Below are 18,883 nucleotides of genomic sequence, written 5' to 3'. Positions count from 1 at the left end.
TGGTTATATTATCAACTTAACAATTTTATAAAAATAACTTATCAAGAGCGACTGAGGGACAGGCCCGGTGAAGTCCAGCAACCTCCAAATTATGGGATGGTGCTAACTCCTGCAGAATAATTAACTTATTCTGAAAGATAAGGCTATAATGTGCGTGATATTAGGCCTCTTTCAGATGAAGGGGTCTATTTTTTTACAAAATCTAAGAATTTGGGATTAATTTAATTAATTTTAGGAGGGACTACGTTTTGATTGAGGTAACAGATTTAGTTAAAGAATATAAAACAAAAAAAACAACCGTAATGGGAGTAGACCATGTCTCTCTAACTGTAAATAAAGGAGAGGTATTTGGAATTGTCGGTTATAGTGGGGCTGGAAAAAGCTCACTATTACGCTGTTTAAATTTATTAGAGAAACCGACATCAGGTGAAATTAAGATTGATGGAATGGAGTTAACAAAGTTAAATAAAAAATCCTTAAGAGAAGCTAGGCAAAAAATTGGAATGATATTTCAACACTTTTATTTAATCAGTTCAAAAACAATTTTTGAAAATATAGCGATCGCGTTAAAAGCTGCTGGGAAACCTAAAGCTGAGATAAATAAAAAAGTGACAGAATTATTAGAAATGGTAGGGTTATCAAACAAAAGTGGTCATTATCCTGCACAACTTAGTGGGGGACAAAAGCAGAGGGTTGGCATAGCGAGGGCGCTTGCTAACGACCCTCAAGTACTACTATGTGATGAAGCTACTTCTGCACTAGACCCAAATACAACAAAATCAATTTTGTCCCTATTAAAAAAGATTAATAGAGAACTTGGGTTAACCATCGTGTTAATTACACATGAAATGGAAGTAGTAAAGGAAATCTGTGATCGTATGGCAGTAATGGAAGATGGACGGATTATTGAAGAAGGCACTGTATATGAATTGTTTGCTTCTCCTACACAACAGTTGACAAGGGATTTCATTAATAGTGTTTTACAATTTGAACTACCATCACAGTTAATAGAAAAACGTAAAGGTACGATTGTGAAAGTTCAATTTAAAGGAGCAATAGCAGAAGAATCTGTTATTTCAGATGTTTTTAAGCAGTTTCAAGTGAATGGGAATATTCTACATGGAAAGATTGAGTACATAAAAGAAGTACCTCTAGGGATTTTTATTATGGAGCTTATTGGAGAGCATTCTGAAGTAGAACGGGCTATTGAAGTAATCCGAACACGTACTGAAAATTTGGAGGTAATTGCAGATGCTATTAGAAACGCTAGTTAATTTACTTCCAGAAATGAACAAAGCATTTCTTGAGACGGTACTTATGGTATCTATTGCACTAAGTGTTGCATTGGTTTTTGGATTACCACTTGGAATCTTGTTATTTGTCACCGATAAAGGACTTTTTCTAGAAAACACATTTATTAAGAGTGTTGTGGGATTTTTTGTAAATTTAATTCGTTCTATTCCATTTATCATATTACTCGTTGCTCTTTTACCTTTAACGCAATTGATAGCAGGAACAACAATTGGACCAAAAGCCGCCTCGGTTTCTTTATCAGTAGCGGCAATTCCGTTTTTTGCAAGATTGGTTGAGTCATCTTTACGTGAAATTGATAAAGGCGTTATTGAAGCAGTTGTTTCTGTAGGTGCTACACCGTGGATGATTATTAAGGATGTTCTCCTTCCAGAAGCGCGACCAGGACTTATTCAGGGCGTAACGATAACTACGATTAGCCTTGTGGGGTATTCTGCTATGGCTGGAATTGTTGGCGGTGGAGGGATAGGGGATCTTGCTATTCGTTTTGGATACTATCGTTACGATGACACCGTTATGTTAACAACAATCATTGTTTTAATCTGTATTGTACAAATTCTACAATTCACTGGTGATCGAGTTGCTAGATTTGTTGATAAAAAATAAAAGAAGAGAAAAAGGGGAAATTGAATATGAAAAAGCTAGTTTTATTATCTATTATTCTACTGCTAGGAATACTATCTGCTTGTGGTGGAAATGAAGAAGCAACATCTGATGTTAGTGAAGAGCCTGTTGAAGAAAAGAAGGAATTAGTAATCGGAGCAACATCTGGCCCTTATGCAGATATGGTAAGTAATGCTATTAAACCTTTACTTGAAGAAAAAGGATATGAAATTGAAGTTATTGAATTTAGTGATTATGTTCAACCGAACATCGCTTTAGGAAACGGTTCGCTAGATGCAAATTTGTTCCAACATAAAATTTATATGGAAAATTTCGCAACTGAACATAACATAGAGCTTTCTGAGTTAATCGTAGTTCCAACTGCTCCAATGGGAATCTATTCAAATAAATTTGAAAGTATTGAAGAAATTGAAGAAGGTAGTGAGCTCGCTCTACCAAATGATCCAACAAACTTAGCAAGAACATTAATGTTGCTTGAAGGTATTGGTTTAATTTCAGTAGATGGTGAGATTAACCAACTAACAGCTTCAGAAAAAGATGTGACAGAAAATCCAAAAAATTTAAAGTTCTCACCAATCGAAGCAGGCCAATTACCAAGAGCAGTTGATGGAGTAGACCTTGCAGCTGTACCTGGTAACTTTGCATTAGCAGCACAGATGGATTTATTATCAGCGCTAGCATTAGAGGAAATGCCTGATGACTTCAGAAATCGTGTTGTTATGAAAACAGCTGATCTTGATGCACAATTTGCCAAAGATATCATTGAGGTTGTAGAATCACTTCAATTTGAAGAAATAATTGACCAAGATTTTCAAGGTTTTGGTAAGCCGCAATGGATGGTTAATCGATAAGAAATATCTTAAGTATTAAGCAAGGAGAGTAGCCTGAAAGGTTTCTCTCCTTGCTTTTGTAGTTTCTACTCGAAGGATCCTTCAGTAATATGTGATTTTATAAAGAAATTTCAGTATAATAATTATTGAGCCTTTTTAATTATAGGAAGAATTAGAAAATAATGATACATTTAGCTCCAACTTGGCTTTAAGAATGTAGGGATTAATGAAGGGTAGTGCTATTTTCTTAAAGAGTTAACTTTTTAGTATATTATTGAAAGGAGTACGACATGAAATGATTAAGCGTGATCGTAAGTCAATAAATACATTTTCAATTGTTGGTTTTGACCCTGTAACAAAAGAGCTTGGTGTAGCGGTAGCATCGAAATTTTTGTCAGTAGGTTCGGTTGTGCCATGGGCAAAGGCTGGTGTGGGAGCAGTGGCAACCCAATCGTGGGCTAACCCAGCTTATGGTAGTCGTGGGCTTGAATTAATGGAACAGGGTAAAACGGCAGAAGAAACGTTAAAAATTATTACAAGTGAAGATGAAAATGAGACTGTTCGTCAAGTTGGGTTAGTAGATGCACAAGGAAATAGTGCCACCTTTACTGGGAGTGAGTGTTATTCGTGGGCAGGAGGTATAAATGGACCGAATTTTGCTTGCCAAGGTAACATTCTTGTTGATGAAAAAACTGTACAAGCTATGGCGAATATCTTCCAGAAATCGAAAGGTGACCTTGCTACGCGATTAACGAAGGCATTATTAGCAGGAGATGCAGCTGGTGGAGATAGTCGTGGAAAACAATCGGCAGCTCTTCTCGTTGTAAAAGAAAAAGGCGGATATGCTGGATTTAACGATCGGTATATTGATTTACGTGTAGATGACCATACGGAGCCAGTTAAGGAATTAGAGAGAATCTTACAGCTTCATCAGCTTTATTTTAAAAAGTCTAGCCCTGAGGATATTCTTAAGGTGGAAGGGCAGTTGCAAGATGAAATTGCTTCTGCGTTAATAATGCTTGACTATATTAAAACTAATACACCATCAGAACAAGACGTGATTGAAGCGCTCCATTCCTTTCATTTAATTGAAAACTTTGATGAAAGGGTTCAAGGTACAGGATATGTTGATAAAAAAGTAGTTGAGTATTTAGAGCTACTAGCGAAGAGATAGAATGAAATTAAAATCTCCGTTTGTCATATGCAAACGGAGATTTTAATTTCTAATAATAATGTAAATAAGATAGACAATATAGCCTACAGTAAGGGCTAGCCCCTCGCCTTTTGCAACCTTGCACTGAGTTCTTGAGAAGACAAACAATACAATGGTTAGGAATATCATTACGATTACATCAAAGAATATTTTATCGCTTACAGGAAGTGGTGTAATAATCGATGATAAGCCAAGGACAAAAAGAATGTTAAATATCGAGCTTCCAACAATATTACCTAATGCAATTTCACTTTGTTGTTTTAATGCTGCAGTAATAGAAGTTATCAATTCAGGAAGTGAGGACCCAATCGCTACAATTGTTAACCCGACTAATGTTTCACTCATTCCAAATCGAAAAGCGATTTCTGTACTAGTTTCTACAACGAAATAACCACCCAACACGATAGCAGCTAACCCACCTACGGTTAGAAGAATATTTTTCCCCCATGTTCCTGTATCGTTAGGGTTTATTTGCTCCGCAAAGTTTTCTTCTCGACTATTCCTGGCAGCCTCAATAACGTAATACATAAAGATAGCGAAGAATAGCAAAAAGATAATTCCATCGCTCCGTGTAATCATATTAACTGGTGAGAACTCTAAGAATTGATCACTCATCAAGACAATTAGTGTAATCCCTGCCAAAAAGGTAAAGGGAATTTCTTTTCGGATTGTGGCACTTTCTACTTTTAAAGGGAAAATAAATGCAGTTATTCCGACAACAAGGGAGATATTTAGAATGTTACTCCCGACAACATTCCCTAATGTGACATCGGTATTCCCTTCTAATGCCGCGATGATACTTACTGTTGCTTCTGGGGCTCCGGTCCCAAATGCTACAATCGTAAGTCCTACGATGATTGGAGAAATGCGTAATAGTTTGGCTATTTTCGAGGAACCATTTACAAAGTAATCAGCCCCTTTAATTAATAAGACAAATCCAACAAGTAATAATACATATACCATAGCTTTATATCACCTCATTTTCCATATCATTAAGTTGAACAATTTACTCTTTTTGTAATCGTTAATTTAAATGTAAATATTGGAATATTATTTATCAGAAGATTATAACACTAGCAAAATAGTGGAAAATATATAGGATGTTTAAGGTGATTCTGATATACTATTCATGAATAATTTTTGTTATTATTTCTAAAAAAAGGTGAAGGGGATTTTAAGTAATTATGTTTAAGAAGATACAGAATAAGCTTATTCTCTTAATTGTTGCGATACTCGTTTCAACCTTATCAATTGTGCTGTTTGTTACATATTCTCAAACAAAAAATGTGATTGAAACGAATGCAATAAATGAAGGGGAGAACATTGTCAGAGAACTCACACGTTATGGGGATTTAATACTAGAAGGCTACTCAAATCAACTTTATCTCTTTAGTCAAAATCAATCCTTTATTGATTATTTAACAGCAGATGAAGAAGAACAAGATATATTATGGGGAAATGTTGATAGTCAATTTGATTCACTAATTAGTTTAAATGATGGTATTGATTACGCGTATGTAGCTAGTGAAGCAAAACATATGCGATTAACACCACATTTTGATTTACCACCTGATTTTGACCCAACTGGTCGACCGTGGTATGTAGAGGCTAAACAGGATGTCAATAATGTTATTTGGACAAACCCCTATTTAAGTGAAGAAGGCTCAATTGTTGTTACAGCGGCGAAAGCTGTTTTGGACCCTTCGACAGGAAATGTTCTTGGTGCAATTGGACTTGATATTACATTAGATGGATTAGCTAATATGATGAGTTCGATTGATGTGAATTATGATGGTTTTGTATTTTTATATGATACAGAAGGTACAGCTTTAGTTCACCCAACTTTAGTTGGGGAAGATTTATCGGAAAATGAGACAATTAAACAAATGCTAGCCGGACCAGAAATAGGGTCTATTTATTATGATTATGAAGGCTTAGAGAGAATGATGTACTATGAGACGGTTTCTGAAACAGGCTGGAAAATAGGAGTTGTCTACGTATACAAAAACCTTTTAACTGATGCAAATGAGCTTCGTAATGTGATTCTTATTGTGTCAGGTATTGCTATAGTAATCTCCCTTGTAATCTCTTATTTATTTTCTATTGGAATTACAAAACCGATAAAACAATTAAGAGAACAAGTAAGTAAAATAGCAGCCGGTGATTTAACAGTTCAAGCAACATCGAAGAGCCAAGATGAAGTCGGTGAGTTAACGAGGGATTTTAATCATATGGCACAGCAAATGAAGGAGCTTCTGGAAGCTGTTCAGAACTCAGCAAATGAAGTAAGTCATTCAGCTGAAACATTAAATGCTCTATCTGAAGAAAGTATTGCTTCGAGTGAAGAGATTTCAGCCTCTGTAGCAGAAATAGCTTCTGGTTCATCACGTCAGGTGGATGATGTCGAAGAGACGAAAAAGCAGACGATTGATTTATCTAATCAAATAGAGGAAGTAAAGCAAGAAACAGTAAATATGGAGAAACTAACTTCTAAAACGAGAGAAGTAAGCTTACATGGTGGGAAACGGGTAGAAGTCTTGAAGGAAAAGACAAAAGAAACAAATGACGTATTTCTAAATGTAGAGGGAGTAATATCTGATTTATCAGCAAGAATTTCAGAGATTGAAAATATTATTGATACAATTAATGATATATCAGCGCAAACAAACCTACTAGCATTGAATGCAAGTATTGAAGCTGCAAGAGCAGGTGAAAATGGTAAAGGTTTTGCAGTTGTAGCGGATGAAGTACGTAAATTAGCTGATCAATCTTCTCAAGCAACTGTCAAAGTAAGAGAAACTATTAACAGTATTATTGACCAATCGGAAAGAGCGATGGGTGAAATTTCGAGAACGAAGGAAATTTCAGTGCTTCAGAACGAGGCTGTTAATGAGACAGATAAGTCGTTTAAAGATATCGAACAATCGGTCAATCAAATTATCGATTCAATTTCATCAGTTCGAGATGAAATTGAAAGAATGGCTGATAACAAGGAGCATGTCTTAGAAAGTATTAAGAATATTTCTGAGGTTGCTCAAGAAGCATCAGCTTCTGTTGAAGAAGTGAATGCAGCATCTTACCAGCAAGGGGCGGCTTTAGAAAGTGTGGCTCAATCTGCTGACAAATTAAATGAAGCTAGTACACAGCTTTTAGAGTTAAGTAAACAGTTTAAAGTAAAATAGTATAAGGCAATGGGGCTCGTTTGACGTAGATACTACGTTCAAACGAGCTTCTTTATTTTCTAGTGAATTGGGATACCGTATTATTTTATAGGTTATAAAACGGTAAAACGATAGCGTATGAAATTGGTGTCGGATTTTGTATAGATAGATTATTTTACAATGTAGAAATAGTAAAAAACTTGTAAGATGTTCTAACGGAAAATGATACAAACAAGATAAATTATGGAAAAATCAATATATGATTATCAGAAAACTAAATCTTTAGGGGGATTTATATGACTGTTAAGGACATATTCACATTCAAAAGTGAACAGACAAAAATGCTTCACCTTGCTTGGATAGCATTCTTTATCTCTTTCTTTACTTGGTTTAATATGGCTCCGTTAGCATCAACAATGATAGAAACAACTGGTTGGTTAACAGGGGATCATCTTGCAGCCCTTGCGATTGTCAATGTTGCGTTAACGATTCCAGCTCGTATCATTGTTGGAAAGCTTCTTGACCGGTATGGTCCTAGAAGAGTGTACAGTGGTTTATTAATTGCCATGGCTATACCGACATTCGCATTTGCTTTCGGTAATAGTTTTATGCAACTACTAATTTCTCGTTTACTCCTTAGTAGTATTGGAGCAAGTTTCGTGGTCGGAATTCGAATGGTGTCTGAATGGTTCCCACCAAAAAGTGTGGGTATGGCAGAAGGTATCTATGGTGGTTGGGGTAATTTTGGTTCTGCTGCAGGTGCAATTCTCTTACCATGGTTTGCTTTAACGATGTTTGGTGGAGATAACGGTTGGAGATATGCAATCGCATTTACTGGGCTTGCATGTTTAATATACGGTGTGATTTTTTACATCTTAGCAAGAGATACTCCTGAAGGTAAAGTGTATGAGAAGCCAAAGAATATTGCAGCATTAGAAGTTAGTACGTGGAAAGATATGGCGTTATTGATTTTATGGACGGTGCCACTTTATGTCGCATTAGCATTAGTTGCATGGAGATTACATGATACTGGGATGGTATCAGATACAATTCTCTATGTTTCTTACTCACTATGTTTAATGTTTTGTATTTATCAGGTATACAACATCTTAAAAGTGAATGTTCCAATTTTGAAAAAAGGTGTGCCTGAAGATGATCGTTATAAGTTTAAAAATGTAGCAGCGTTAAACAGTACCTACTTTGCCAATTTTGGCGCTGAGTTAGCAATTATCTCGATGTTACCTATGTTTTTTCAAATTATGTTTTCATTGTCTCCAGCTCAGGCTGGGTTGATTGCTTCGTCATTTGCATTTATTAATTTAATCGCGAGACCTCTCGGTGGATATTTATCGGATCGGATGAATAGTCGTCGAAATACAATGCTTGTCTATATGTTTGGAATTAGTTTAGGTCTTGTAGGTATGGGAATGATTGATTCTAGCTGGCCTTTAGTTCTAGCAGTTGTGATGACGGTTGTCACATCAATGTTTATACAAGGTGCAGAAGGGGCGACATTTGCTGTTATTCCATTTGTTAAAAAGAGACTGACGGGTCAGATTGCTGGTATGTCTGGTGCATATGGAAATGTAGGAGCGACTGTTTACTTAGTTCTATATACGCTTGTTACACCACAACAGTTTTTCTTTATTTTAGCGGGTGGCGCGTTCTTAAGTTTTCTATGTTGTTATTTCTGGCTTGAGGAACCAAAAGGCTCTTTTGCTGATGAGTATGAGTTATCTTCGGTTGATATAGAAGAGAAGGAAAGAAAAAGCACGATTGCTTAAAAGAATTTATCTGGTAAGTAACCTGACATTATTACTGAATATATAGTGACAATGTGAAATACTCAGATTAATTAAACTGTAACCAATTCGCTGTAGGAGGTTGTTATTAATGAATAAGAAAAAATTAGTATTAATTGGGAATGGTATGGCAGGTGTCCGATGTATTGAAGAAATTTTAAAAGTAGACAAAGAGAAATACGAAATTACGATATTTGGTAAAGAGCCTCACCCTAACTATAACCGAATTCTTCTTTCGACAGTCTTGCAAGGTGATACAACGATTGATGACATTACAATTAATGACCTTAACTGGTACGAAGAAAATAACATAACACTATATACAGATGAAGAGGTACGTACGATTGATAAAAAAGTTCAGAAGGTGGTCACTAATAAAGATAGAGTAGTAGATTACGATAAGTTAATCATTGCGACAGGTTCAAACCCTTTCATACTTCCAGTACCAGGTGCTGACTTAGACGGAGTTATTGCTTTCAGAAGTATAGAAGACTGCGAAGAAATGATTGAATCTTCGAATAAATACAAAAAGGCAGTAGTGATTGGTGGTGGCTTACTAGGCTTAGAGGCAGCACGTGGTTTATTAAATTTAGGAATGGATGTAGAAGTGGTGCATATCCATGACTATTTGATGGAACGACAGCTTGATAGGGATGCGGCAGTATTATTAAGAAATGAATTAGAGAAGCAAGGTATGAAATTTTTAATGAAAAAATTCACATCGGAAATAGTAGGACGAAAACGAGTCAAAGGAATTCGATTTAAAGATGGGACTAGTACAAAAGCTGACTTAGTTGTAATGGCTGTAGGGATTAAGCCGAATGTTTCGATAGCCGTTGAAAGTGGAATTGGTGTGAATCGTGGTATTGTCGTCAATGATTTCATGCAAACAAGTGAAGACAATATTTATGCAGTCGGTGAATGTGCAGAACATAGAGAGCTGGTCTATGGTTTAGTAGCACCACTATATGAGCAAGGAAAAGTGTTGGCACAGCATATTTGTGAAACGAATCCAAGTGAGGGTTACAAAGGCTCAATCCTATCAACAAAGCTAAAGGTTTCTGGTGTAGATGTATTTTCTGCTGGAGAATTTGTTGATGATGGTATATCTAGGGGTGTACGAATCTTTGATGAGTATGAAGGAATTTATAAAAAAATAATGATTCGTGATAATAAAGTCGTTGGTGCTGTTTTATTTGGAGATACAAAAGAAGGCACGACCCTACTTTCGATGATAAATAAAGGAGAAGATATTTCGAGCATAGCTCCTATTAGTCTATTACATGGTGGTGAAGGTAGTTCTGACGTAGGTGCTGCAGCAATGGTAGACTCTGACCAGGTATGTGGGTGTAATGGTATTTCTAAAGGAGAAATCGTCAATGCGATAAAGAATGATGGTCTTTGTACGGTTTCAGAAATAAGTAGCTGTACAAATGCAGGACGTTCGTGCGGTGGATGTAAACCAGTAGTGGCGGATATTTTAGCTGATACTCTTGGTGATGACTACGCTGGTCAGGAAAAAGAAACAGTATGTGGCTGCACAGATTTATCTCATGAAGAAGTAGTAGTAGCTATCCGTGACAAAGGCTTAACTCATACTCGTGAGGTAATGAATGTACTTGAGTGGAAGAATGAAGAGGGCTGCTCAAAATGTCGTCCAGCATTAAATTATTATTTAGGTATGGTCATCCCAACTGAATATGAAGATGAAAGAGAATCTAGGTTTGTTAATGAAAGACTTCATGCAAATATTCAAAAGGATGGGACTTATTCAGTCGTTCCTAGAATCTATGGTGGTGTGACAAATCCTCAAGATTTAAAGCGTATTGCAGAGGTAGCTGAAAAGTATGATGTTCCATTAGTGAAGTTCACTGGGGGACAGCGTCTTGACCTATTAGGAGTGAAAAAGGAGGATGTTCCAAACGTTTGGAAGGACCTTGATATGCCATCAGGCTATGCATATGGAAAAACACTTCGAACAGTGAAAACATGTGTCGGTGAGAGCTTCTGTCGATTTGGAACACAGGATTCTATCGGGCTTGGAATTGAACTAGAGAAGAAATTTGAAAGGTTAAGTACACCACATAAAGTAAAAATGGCAGTATCCGCGTGTCCTCGTAACTGTGCTGAGTCGGGAATTAAAGATGTTGGGATTGTTGGACTTGAAGGGACTTGGGAGCTTTATGTTGGAGGAAATGGTGGTACAGATTTACGTGGAGGAGACCTCCTTTGTCGGGTAGAAACGACAGAAGAAGTAATTGAAATGACTGCTGCATTTTTACAATTATATAGAGAAACTGCACGTTATTTAGAACGTACATCTCATTGGGTTGAACGTGTTGGTCTTGACTCAATTCAAAAAGCTATTGTAGAAGATCACAAACAACGTGAAGAATTAAGTGACCGTATGGAAATAGCTTTATCTGTACTAAAAGACCCGTGGAAAGAGATTGTAGAAGATACAGAGTTACAAAATGATTTATTTAAAAATAATGTTGTAGTACCTCAATAATAGTAATGAACTGGTCATCATCTAACTTTGATTTCTAAAAAATGCGGGGAGGCAGAAACAATGGGTACAACAAAGCAGTTGAATAAAGTGAGTGTGGCAAAGTTATCGGAAATTCCTGATAAGGTTGGGAAAGAGGTTATTATTGGGAAGCGTAGTATTGCATTATTTCGATTAAATGATGGAACAATTCGTGCAGTCAATAATAAGTGTCCTCATAAGCAGGGACCATTATCACAAGGTATCGTCAGTGGAGAGCATGTTTTCTGTCCATTACATGATAGAAAAATAAATTTGAAAGATGGTCTTGTTCAAAAACCAGATACTGGATGTGTTAAGGTTTATGAGGCAGTAATAGAGGGAGAGAATGTGTATTTGTATATTTAAGAAAAAGACGCTATGCGTTTTTCTTTAAGAGGGTGTATATATGAGTGATATGCTACGGTATTTCCGTGAAAAGCAAATGAAGCAGAGTGCAGAAACAATACTAAAGACTCGTTGTCCATATTGTAGTATGCAATGTTCAATGGAGCTCATTGAAGAACGAATCATAAAAAGAAATCGTTTTAAAGTGAAACCTAACAAGCTAGATCCAACGTCAGAAGGAAGACTATGTATTAAAGGAACTCAAGCCCATCAGCATGCGATAAATAATGAAAGAGTGACCCACCCTCTTTTAAATATAGATGGTGAATTTGTTCGAATTTCTTGGGATTTGGCTTATGAGATGATTGTTGAGCAGTTTACAAGTTTACAAGATGAATTTGGCAACGATTCAATTGGTGTTTATGGGGGAGGCTCCTTAACTAACGAGGAAGCCTATCTATTAGGAAAGTTTGCTAGGGTAGGATTGCAAACGAAGTATATCGATTATAATGGTCGGTTTTGTATGAGCGCGGCAGCATCTGCAGCAAATGCTGCATTTGGTATTGATAGAGGACTTACTAATGAGCTAACAGAAATTAAGGATGCCGAATGTATCATTTTAGCTGGAACGAATATTGCTGAATGTCAGCCGACCATTATGCCTTATTTCAGAAAGGCAAAAAAGAATGGAGCTTTCATAATTGCAATTGACCCTAGGGAAACAGCGACTACTAAGATGGCTGATTTGCATTTGAAGATTCGTCCTGGGATGGATGCAAACTTAGCGATTGGGATGTTGAAGGTAATTGTAGAAGAAGGATATATAGATGAAGCTTTTATAAAAAATCGTACAAATGGATTCAATAGTTTAAAAGAAAAAATCAGAGATATTAATGTAGAAGAAATCTCTGAATTATGTGATGTACCCCTAGCTGATATTCAAGAAGCAGCGAGACAATATGGTAAAGCTGAAACAGGAATGATTTTTACCGCTAGAGGCGTTGAACAACATGCAAGTGGTTTCCAGACAGTAAAGCAATTTTTACACTTAGTATTAGCTACAGGGAAAATCGGAAAATACGCTTGTGGTTATGGAGCAATAACAGGGCAAGGGAATGGTCAAGGGGGGCGTGAGCACGGTCAAAAGGCAGACCAATTACCAGGCTATCGCTCAATTGAAAATGACGACCATCGCAAGCATATAGCAAACGTGTGGGATATAGATGAAGCAGAAATTCCTCGAAAAGGAGTATCTGCATATGAACTACTAGAAAAAGTGGATAAAGAAGAGATTAAAGCATTATTTCTGATGGGTTCAAACCCTGTTGTATCAAGTCCAAATGCATTATTTGTAGAGAAAGCAATGAAAAAACTAGATTTTCTAGTAGTAGTAGACATGTTTGTTTCTGAAACAGCAAGAATGGCAGATTTAATCCTTCCGACAACATCCTATCTAGAGGATGAGGGTACGATGACTAATTTAGAAGGAAGAGTGGTTTATCGCTCAGCGAAACGGAAGCCACCAGGTGAGGCGAAGGACGATTGGAAAATTCTTTGTGAACTAGCGACATCATTAGGAAGAGGAAAGTGGTTTCAGTATGAAAAGGCTGAAGATATTTTTAATGAGCTACGAATAGCAAGTCAAGGTGGAGTAGCAGATTATTATGGGATATCGTATGAGCGTGTAAAAGAGGATGGGGTATTTTGGCCTTGTCCAGCGGAAGAGCATGAGGGAACAAAACGTTTATTTTCTGAAGGATTTTATACTGAAAATAAGAAAGCAAACTTTAGTGTAGTGGAATATCAATTTCCAAAAGAAAAGACAAGCGAAAAATATCCTTATTATTTAACAACAGGAAGGGTAATGGAACATTATTTATCTGGTGTTCAAACAAGGAAAAGTGCAGATCTCAATAACCGTTCACGAGAAGCATTTGTTGAGATACATCCTGCTACAGCAAAACGTTTAGAGCTAGAAGATAAGAAGCTCGTTAAAATTGAATCAGAACGTGGGAAAGCTGTTATGAAGTGCAAAATAACAGATTCTATTAGGGAAGATACATTATTTTCTCCCTTCCATTGGGGGGATTTACAATCGATTAATCGGGTAACAAATCCAGCACTAGACCCTGTATGTAAAATGCCAGAGTTTAAAGTAAGTGCTGTGAATATAAGCCCGGTTCATAATAGAAGGGCATCAACAGAGGATAGTAAGAAAGAAGTAATAGTGTAAAACCTTATAATAAGTCGGTGCATACTCTTTTATATTGGAGACTACTAATATTTAGTTCAAGCTAAATGAAAATCTTGCAATCAAATAGGCTGGTTGCAAGATTTTCTTCAATATAAATATGTTATTATTTTTTTAATTTACATAATTTAGTAGAGGTTATAAAAAATAGTGAAAATTTAAAAAAATCAAAAAAATATTAGTTTATTTCATAATATGAAATTTACTAAATACTAAACATTAAGAAAATAAGTATAGTGTAGATAGTAATAAACATTGAATTTCTACTTCAGATGTTTAGGAGGAAACTCCGTGTAACCGAAAGGTTCTAGTTGAAAAAGAAGAAAAGATTAGGGGGAATGAAAATGGGAATTAGGACAGGTCAAGAGTATATAAACGCGTTAAAATCTCGGAAACCAGAAGTATGGTTAGGTGGTAGAAAAATAACTGATGTTTATAATGAAGATGTTTTTCGGCAGCCGATACAGGAAATTGCTAAACTCTATGATATGCAACATGATCTAGAGTATCAGGATAAATTAACCCACATTTGTGAAGAAACGAATGAACGAGTGAACAATGCTTTCTTAAATCCAAAATCTACAGAGGAATTAAAAGCACGTAGAGAACTTTTCGAAGAATATGCAAGAGCTACATTTGGATTAATGGGGAGAACACCTGACTTTTTAAATGTAGTTGTTACTTCTATGGCAAGTAATTCTTGGTTTTTAGATAAGTACAATCCAAATTGGTCAAAAAATATTCAAAACTACTACAAGTATATTCGAGACAATGATTTATTTTTAACTCATGCAATTATTAATCCACAAAATGATCGAAGTAAAGCTTCATATGAACAAGAAGATTTATTTACTCACTTAGGTACAGTGAAGGAGACATCAGAAGGTATTGTTGTTAGGGGTGCGAAAATGTTGGCTACTCTTGCGCCGATTACAGATGAGGTCATCATTTATTCATTCCCAGGGTTCCAGCCAGGCGATGAAAGGTATGCATTAGCATTTGCTATCCCAATTGATACACCAGGACTACGTCTCCTATGTCGTGAGCCGATGCAAGATGGAAAACGTTCATTGTTCGACCATCCGTTAGCATCAAGGTTTGAAGAAATGGATGCAATTTTATCCTTTGATGATGTACTTGTCCCGTGGGAAAGAGTATTCCTATATAACAATGTTGAAGCAGCAAATCTTCTTTATCCGAAAACAGGAATTGCTCAACAGCCAGCTCACCAATCCGGAGTTCGTGGTTATGTTAAATTAGCTTTTGCAGTTGAAGTAGCCTGTCGTTTAGCTGATTCTATTGGAGTAGATGGGTATTTAAATGTACAAACCGATTTAGGAGAGTTAGTCCAGTCAGTTGAAACAATCCGTTCACTCCTTAGTGCAGCAGAGAATGAATATGAAGTTATGCCAAGCGGTGAAGTAAGGCCGGCTGCAGCGGCGCTTGAAACAATTCGTGGTTTGTTACCAACATTATATCCACGAGCAATAGAGGTAATACAAGTTATAGGAGCAGGAGGATTGTTAATGTCCCCAACAGGTGCTGATTTTGATAATCCTGAAATCCGTGGAGACTTAGATAAATACTTTGTAGGCCGTGCCGGAGTATCTGCGGAAGAACGTGTCCGCTTATTTAAACTAGCATGGGATTTATGTGGAGAGGCATTTGGCCAGCGTACTTTACAATACGAACGATACTACACAGGTGACCCAGTTCGTAAAAGAGCGATATTCTATAATCAGTACAAACGAAAAGCAACGTTTTCAATGGTTGATGATGCTTTAAATGGAGCAACTGAAGTATCAAAACCATTAACAAAACAATAAATATTTTATATCATTTTTATAGTGGTAAAAGGGTTTTTGGGGAAGGTTGGAGAATGGAAGTAAAAGGATGAAATTGAAGAGGTTGAATAAGGGGGCAATAAAATATGATTTCCTCTGTCACTAAAGTTGCAAAAATTCTGGATTGTTTTACTGCAGATTCACCAGTATTAGGAAACCGGGAGATTGCTGAAAAATTAGGAATGAATGTAAGTACTGTTCATCACCTTGTCAGTACCTTGTGCCAAGAGGGCATTCTTATTCAAGATAGTAGAAAAAAGTATAGATTAGGCTGGAAGTTACTAGAATGGAGTAATCACGTCATGTATCAGCAAGATATTTACAGTGAAGCTATTCCAATAGTGGAAGAACTTGTTCGACGATTTAATGGAACAGTTCATATTGGAATGTTTGACGCTGGCGAGGTGAGATTTGTTTTAAAGGTATCGTCAAAACAATCAGTTCATGTTCCAACATTTGTTGGTGCTCGAAAGCCGGCTTATTGTACTAGTACGGGGAAAGTTTTATTATCCTTTAACCCATCATATATTCAACCAACAATTTCAAAGGGCTTACTACACCGTGCTCCAAACACAATTACATGTGTAAATAAACTAAGAACAGAACTAGAAGAAATAAGAAAAAAAGGATATTCAGTTAGTAATAACGAGAATGAGTTAGGTTTATATGGGATTGCGGCTCCAATACGCTCGTACACTGGGCAAACAGTAGCTGCATTAAATCTGGTTGGTCCCATTTCATATATGGAAGGAAGAGAAAGGCAATCAATTATTCAAAGTGTACGGAAAACAGCGCAGTCCATTTCAAAAGAGTTAGGCTATATTAATTCGATATAATAATGACAACGCTTACATTTTATAGGTTTATACTTTTTAAGGGGGAATTTGTGAATGTCTTTACAGTCACGCTCACTAAATATACTGAAGGTTATTGAGGAAAATAAGGATTTATTAAAGCCACCTGTAAATAACAAAGTGCTCTGGGAGGATTCAGAATTTATTGCAATGTTACTTGGAGGGCCAAACCGTCGTCGTGATTTTCACATCGATCCTTCAGATGAATTTTTCTACCAAGTTAAGGGAGATTGCTATGTAGAGTGCATTAATGAAGATGGTGAGAGAGAAGTGGTAACTGTTAAAGAAGGGGAGATGTTTATGCTTCCAGCCAATGTTCCACATTCACCCCATCGTGTAGCCGATACGTATGGAATTGTCTTAGAGCGAAAAAGAGATAAAGGTGAGCTGGAAGATTTTGTTTGGTTTTGTGATGAATGCAACAATGAAATGCATCGCGTAACGGTGCAGTTAACTAATATTGAAACACAAGTAAAACAAGCGATTGAAGAATTTAACGGAAGTGAAAAATTAAGAACATGTCCACATTGTGCTCATGTAATGCCAGAAGAAGTGGGGGTTTGGAAATGCGAGTAGATTTTCACACTCATATAATTCCTCCTGATTTGCCTAATTTTACTGAAAAGTATGGGCAAGAAAAATGGCCTGTTCTCAATCAAACGTGTACATGTGGTGCAAATATTATGGTTGGTGGAAAGGTGTTTCGTGAAGTAACAGACCAAGTTTGGTGTTCACATAAAAGAATTAAAGACATGGATCGTGAGGGAGTAGATATTCAAGTCTTATCCCCAATTCCTGTAACATTTTCGTACTGGGCTCCTATTGAAGAAGCTGTGGTTATGTCTAAAATTCAAAATGACTTTATTGCTGAGACTGTCAAAGAACATCCGGATCGTTTTGTAGGCTTAGGGACGGTACCGCTACAAGATAGTGAAGCTGCTATTAAAGAGATGGACCGTTGTATGCACGAGCTAAATCTAGCAGGTATTGAAATTGGAACGAATGTAAATGGTAACAACTTAGATTCACCGGAGTTAGTAGAATTTTTTAAGATGGCAGAATATTGGGGTGTACCACTATTTATTCACCCATGGGAGACAATGGCAAAAGACCGGACACCTAGACATAACTTCATGTATACAATTGGGATGCCAAGTGAGACTGCTTTAGCGGCAGCGAGTCTAGTCTGGAGCGGAGTAATGGAAAAGTTTCCAAACCTAAAGGTGTGCTTTGCTCATGCTGGAGGCTCCTTTCCATATATTCTACCGAGACTTGATAAGGGGTGGGAAGTATGGCCTCACTTACGTTTAACCACAAAGCCTCCAAGTCATTATGTAAATAATTTTTACTTCGATTCTTTAAATTATGATCCACTCAATACTAAATACTTAATTGATAGATTCGGAATAGATAAAATCGTGATGGGGTCTGATTATCCATTTTTATTACGTGAGATTCCACCTGGTAAAGTGATCGATGAGATGCAAGATATAACAGAACAACATAAGAGATTAATGCTTGGAGAAAATGCACTTCGGTTCTTAAATATCAAGGAGAGGAGAATGGAAATTGGATCAAAAGTTAATGACTCCAGAGGAGAAACTACTAAGCTTGGGAATTGAATTGGCCCCTGTAAGAAAAGTTGTTGGAAATTATGTTAGTCATGTGAGAGTAGGGAACTTAATCTTTACATCGGGTCAAGGGGTAGATGAATTTCATGGAAAGCTTGGTCGCGAACTAGATATTGAAACAGGCTATCGAGCGTCAAGACAGTCGATGATAAATCTATTAAATGTACTTAAAAGCGAACTTGGGGATCTAAGAAAAGTAAAGAGAGTCGTTAAAATTCTTGGATTTGTCAATAGTACAGAAGATTTTACGGCGCAACCAAAGGTTATGAATGGGGCTTCTGACCTTTTGGTAGAAGTGTTTGGTGAGAAAGGTAAGCATGCCAGATCCGCTGTAGGGATGGCTCAGTTACCTAACAATACCGCAATTGAAATTGAGATGGTTGTTGAGGTAGAGGAAGAGTAAATTCGTTCTTTTATTAATAACATACTGGCCAATAAATGGTGGCATGCAAACTGTATGTCACCAATTACTAGGTTATCGCTTCCA

15 protein-coding genes, 1 pseudogene and 1 riboswitch are annotated in these 18,883 nt (G+C 36.7%); of the genes and pseudogenes, 15 read left to right on the top strand and 1 reads right to left on the bottom strand.

Features of this window, described 5'->3' with window-relative positions:
* Positions 1-35 precede the first annotated feature (35 nt).
* Positions 36-144, top strand: a riboswitch (SAM riboswitch).
* 104 nt (positions 145-248) lie between these two features.
* The 4 genes from CD003_RS13365 (at position 249) to CD003_RS13350 (ending at position 3,939) form a co-directional block, all read left to right on the top strand.
* Positions 249-1,274 carry a methionine ABC transporter ATP-binding protein gene (locus CD003_RS13365; protein ID WP_096201599.1) on the top strand — a complete coding sequence of 342 codons (1,026 nt, stop codon included), beginning with the start codon at positions 249-251 and terminating at the stop codon, positions 1,272-1,274.
* Positions 1,252-1,917 carry a methionine ABC transporter permease gene (locus CD003_RS13360; protein ID WP_096201598.1) on the top strand — a complete coding sequence of 222 codons (666 nt, stop codon included), beginning with the start codon at positions 1,252-1,254 and terminating at the stop codon, positions 1,915-1,917. The genes CD003_RS13365 and CD003_RS13360 overlap by 23 nt, the downstream gene beginning before the upstream one ends.
* Before the next feature lie 26 nt (positions 1,918-1,943).
* On the top strand, positions 1,944-2,786 hold the full coding sequence (locus CD003_RS13355) for a MetQ/NlpA family ABC transporter substrate-binding protein (protein ID WP_096201597.1): 843 nt from the start codon (positions 1,944-1,946) through the stop codon (positions 2,784-2,786).
* 274 nt (positions 2,787-3,060) lie between these two features.
* Positions 3,061-3,939 carry a DUF1028 domain-containing protein gene (locus CD003_RS13350; protein WP_096201596.1) on the top strand — a complete coding sequence of 293 codons (879 nt, stop codon included), beginning with the start codon at positions 3,061-3,063 and terminating at the stop codon, positions 3,937-3,939.
* 42 nt (positions 3,940-3,981) lie between these two features.
* Here CD003_RS13350 and CD003_RS13345 read toward each other — a convergent pair whose 3' ends face one another.
* A complete protein-coding gene (locus tag CD003_RS13345) occupies positions 3,982-4,941 on the bottom strand; it encodes a calcium/sodium antiporter (protein WP_096201595.1) in 960 nt (319 codons plus the stop codon).
* Between the two features lie 221 nt (positions 4,942-5,162).
* On the opposite strand from CD003_RS13345, the pseudogene CD003_RS22710 reads away from it, so the two are divergent.
* The 11 genes and pseudogenes from CD003_RS22710 to CD003_RS13295 all read left to right on the top strand — a co-directional run.
* Positions 5,163-6,215 (top strand): annotated as a pseudogene (locus tag CD003_RS22710) (HAMP domain-containing protein); the annotation flags it as partial.
* The gene (locus tag CD003_RS22705; RefSeq protein ID WP_373558574.1) at positions 6,210-7,160 is read left to right on the top strand and encodes a methyl-accepting chemotaxis protein; all 951 of its coding nucleotides are present in this window, start codon (positions 6,210-6,212) and stop codon (positions 7,158-7,160) included. The pseudogene CD003_RS22710 and the gene CD003_RS22705, both read left to right, overlap by 6 nt.
* Positions 7,161-7,435: 275 nt before the next feature.
* Positions 7,436-8,923 carry a NarK family nitrate/nitrite MFS transporter gene (locus tag CD003_RS13335; protein ID WP_096201593.1) on the top strand — a complete coding sequence of 496 codons (1,488 nt, stop codon included), beginning with the start codon at positions 7,436-7,438 and terminating at the stop codon, positions 8,921-8,923.
* A 109-nt stretch (positions 8,924-9,032) separates the two neighbouring features.
* The gene (gene nirB / locus CD003_RS13330; protein ID WP_096201592.1) at positions 9,033-11,453 is read left to right on the top strand and encodes a nitrite reductase large subunit NirB; all 2,421 of its coding nucleotides are present in this window, start codon (positions 9,033-9,035) and stop codon (positions 11,451-11,453) included.
* 60 nt (positions 11,454-11,513) lie between these two features.
* Positions 11,514-11,837 carry a nitrite reductase small subunit NirD gene (gene nirD / locus CD003_RS13325; protein WP_096201591.1) on the top strand — a complete coding sequence of 108 codons (324 nt, stop codon included), beginning with the start codon at positions 11,514-11,516 and terminating at the stop codon, positions 11,835-11,837.
* A 40-nt stretch (positions 11,838-11,877) separates the two neighbouring features.
* The gene (gene nasC, locus CD003_RS13320) at positions 11,878-14,049 is read left to right on the top strand and encodes an assimilatory nitrate reductase catalytic subunit NasC (RefSeq protein WP_096201590.1); all 2,172 of its coding nucleotides are present in this window, start codon (positions 11,878-11,880) and stop codon (positions 14,047-14,049) included.
* Between the two features lie 362 nt (positions 14,050-14,411).
* A complete protein-coding gene (locus tag CD003_RS13315; protein ID WP_096201589.1) occupies positions 14,412-15,893 on the top strand; it encodes a 4-hydroxyphenylacetate 3-hydroxylase family protein in 1,482 nt (493 codons plus the stop codon).
* A gap of 104 nt (positions 15,894-15,997) precedes the next feature.
* Positions 15,998-16,747: an IclR family transcriptional regulator gene (locus CD003_RS13310; protein WP_096201588.1), complete on the top strand. Its 750-nt coding sequence runs from the start codon at positions 15,998-16,000 to the stop codon at positions 16,745-16,747.
* Positions 16,748-16,801: 54 nt separating this feature from the next.
* A complete protein-coding gene (locus CD003_RS13305; protein WP_096201587.1) occupies positions 16,802-17,341 on the top strand; it encodes a 3-hydroxyanthranilate 3,4-dioxygenase in 540 nt (179 codons plus the stop codon).
* On the top strand, positions 17,332-18,387 hold the full coding sequence (locus tag CD003_RS13300; protein WP_096201586.1) for an amidohydrolase family protein: 1,056 nt from the start codon (positions 17,332-17,334) through the stop codon (positions 18,385-18,387). The genes CD003_RS13305 and CD003_RS13300 overlap by 10 nt, the downstream gene beginning before the upstream one ends.
* Positions 18,350-18,799, top strand: coding sequence for a RidA family protein (locus CD003_RS13295; protein WP_096202351.1), 450 nt, complete (start codon positions 18,350-18,352; stop codon positions 18,797-18,799). Before CD003_RS13300 ends, CD003_RS13295 begins: the two co-directional genes overlap by 38 nt.
* Positions 18,800-18,883 lie beyond the last annotated feature (84 nt).

Source organism: Bacillus sp. FJAT-45350 (genome assembly GCF_002335805.1).
Taxonomy (GTDB): domain Bacteria; phylum Bacillota; class Bacilli; order Bacillales; family NISU01; genus FJAT-45350.
This window is presented reverse-complemented; position numbering and strand designations above follow the sequence as displayed.

Coding starts and splice junctions, on each gene's coding strand:
- CD003_RS13360 (WP_096201598.1), top strand. CDS start 1,252: ATGCTATTAGAAACGCTAGTTAATTTACTTCCAGAAATGAACAAAGCA.
- CD003_RS13355 (WP_096201597.1), top strand. CDS start 1,944: ATGAAAAAGCTAGTTTTATTATCTATTATTCTACTGCTAGGAATACTA.
- CD003_RS13350 (WP_096201596.1), top strand. CDS start 3,061: ATGATTAAGCGTGATCGTAAGTCAATAAATACATTTTCAATTGTTGGT.
- CD003_RS13345 (WP_096201595.1), bottom strand. CDS start 4,941: ATGGTATATGTATTATTACTTGTTGGATTTGTCTTATTAATTAAAGGG.
- CD003_RS22705 (WP_373558574.1), top strand. CDS start 6,210: ATGGCACAGCAAATGAAGGAGCTTCTGGAAGCTGTTCAGAACTCAGCA.
- CD003_RS13335 (WP_096201593.1), top strand. CDS start 7,436: ATGACTGTTAAGGACATATTCACATTCAAAAGTGAACAGACAAAAATG.
- nirB (WP_096201592.1), top strand. CDS start 9,033: ATGAATAAGAAAAAATTAGTATTAATTGGGAATGGTATGGCAGGTGTC.
- nirD (WP_096201591.1), top strand. CDS start 11,514: ATGGGTACAACAAAGCAGTTGAATAAAGTGAGTGTGGCAAAGTTATCG.
- nasC (WP_096201590.1), top strand. CDS start 11,878: ATGAGTGATATGCTACGGTATTTCCGTGAAAAGCAAATGAAGCAGAGT.
- CD003_RS13315 (WP_096201589.1), top strand. CDS start 14,412: ATGGGAATTAGGACAGGTCAAGAGTATATAAACGCGTTAAAATCTCGG.
- CD003_RS13310 (WP_096201588.1), top strand. CDS start 15,998: ATGATTTCCTCTGTCACTAAAGTTGCAAAAATTCTGGATTGTTTTACT.
- CD003_RS13305 (WP_096201587.1), top strand. CDS start 16,802: ATGTCTTTACAGTCACGCTCACTAAATATACTGAAGGTTATTGAGGAA.
- CD003_RS13300 (WP_096201586.1), top strand. CDS start 17,332: ATGCGAGTAGATTTTCACACTCATATAATTCCTCCTGATTTGCCTAAT.
- CD003_RS13295 (WP_096202351.1), top strand. CDS start 18,350: ATGACTCCAGAGGAGAAACTACTAAGCTTGGGAATTGAATTGGCCCCT.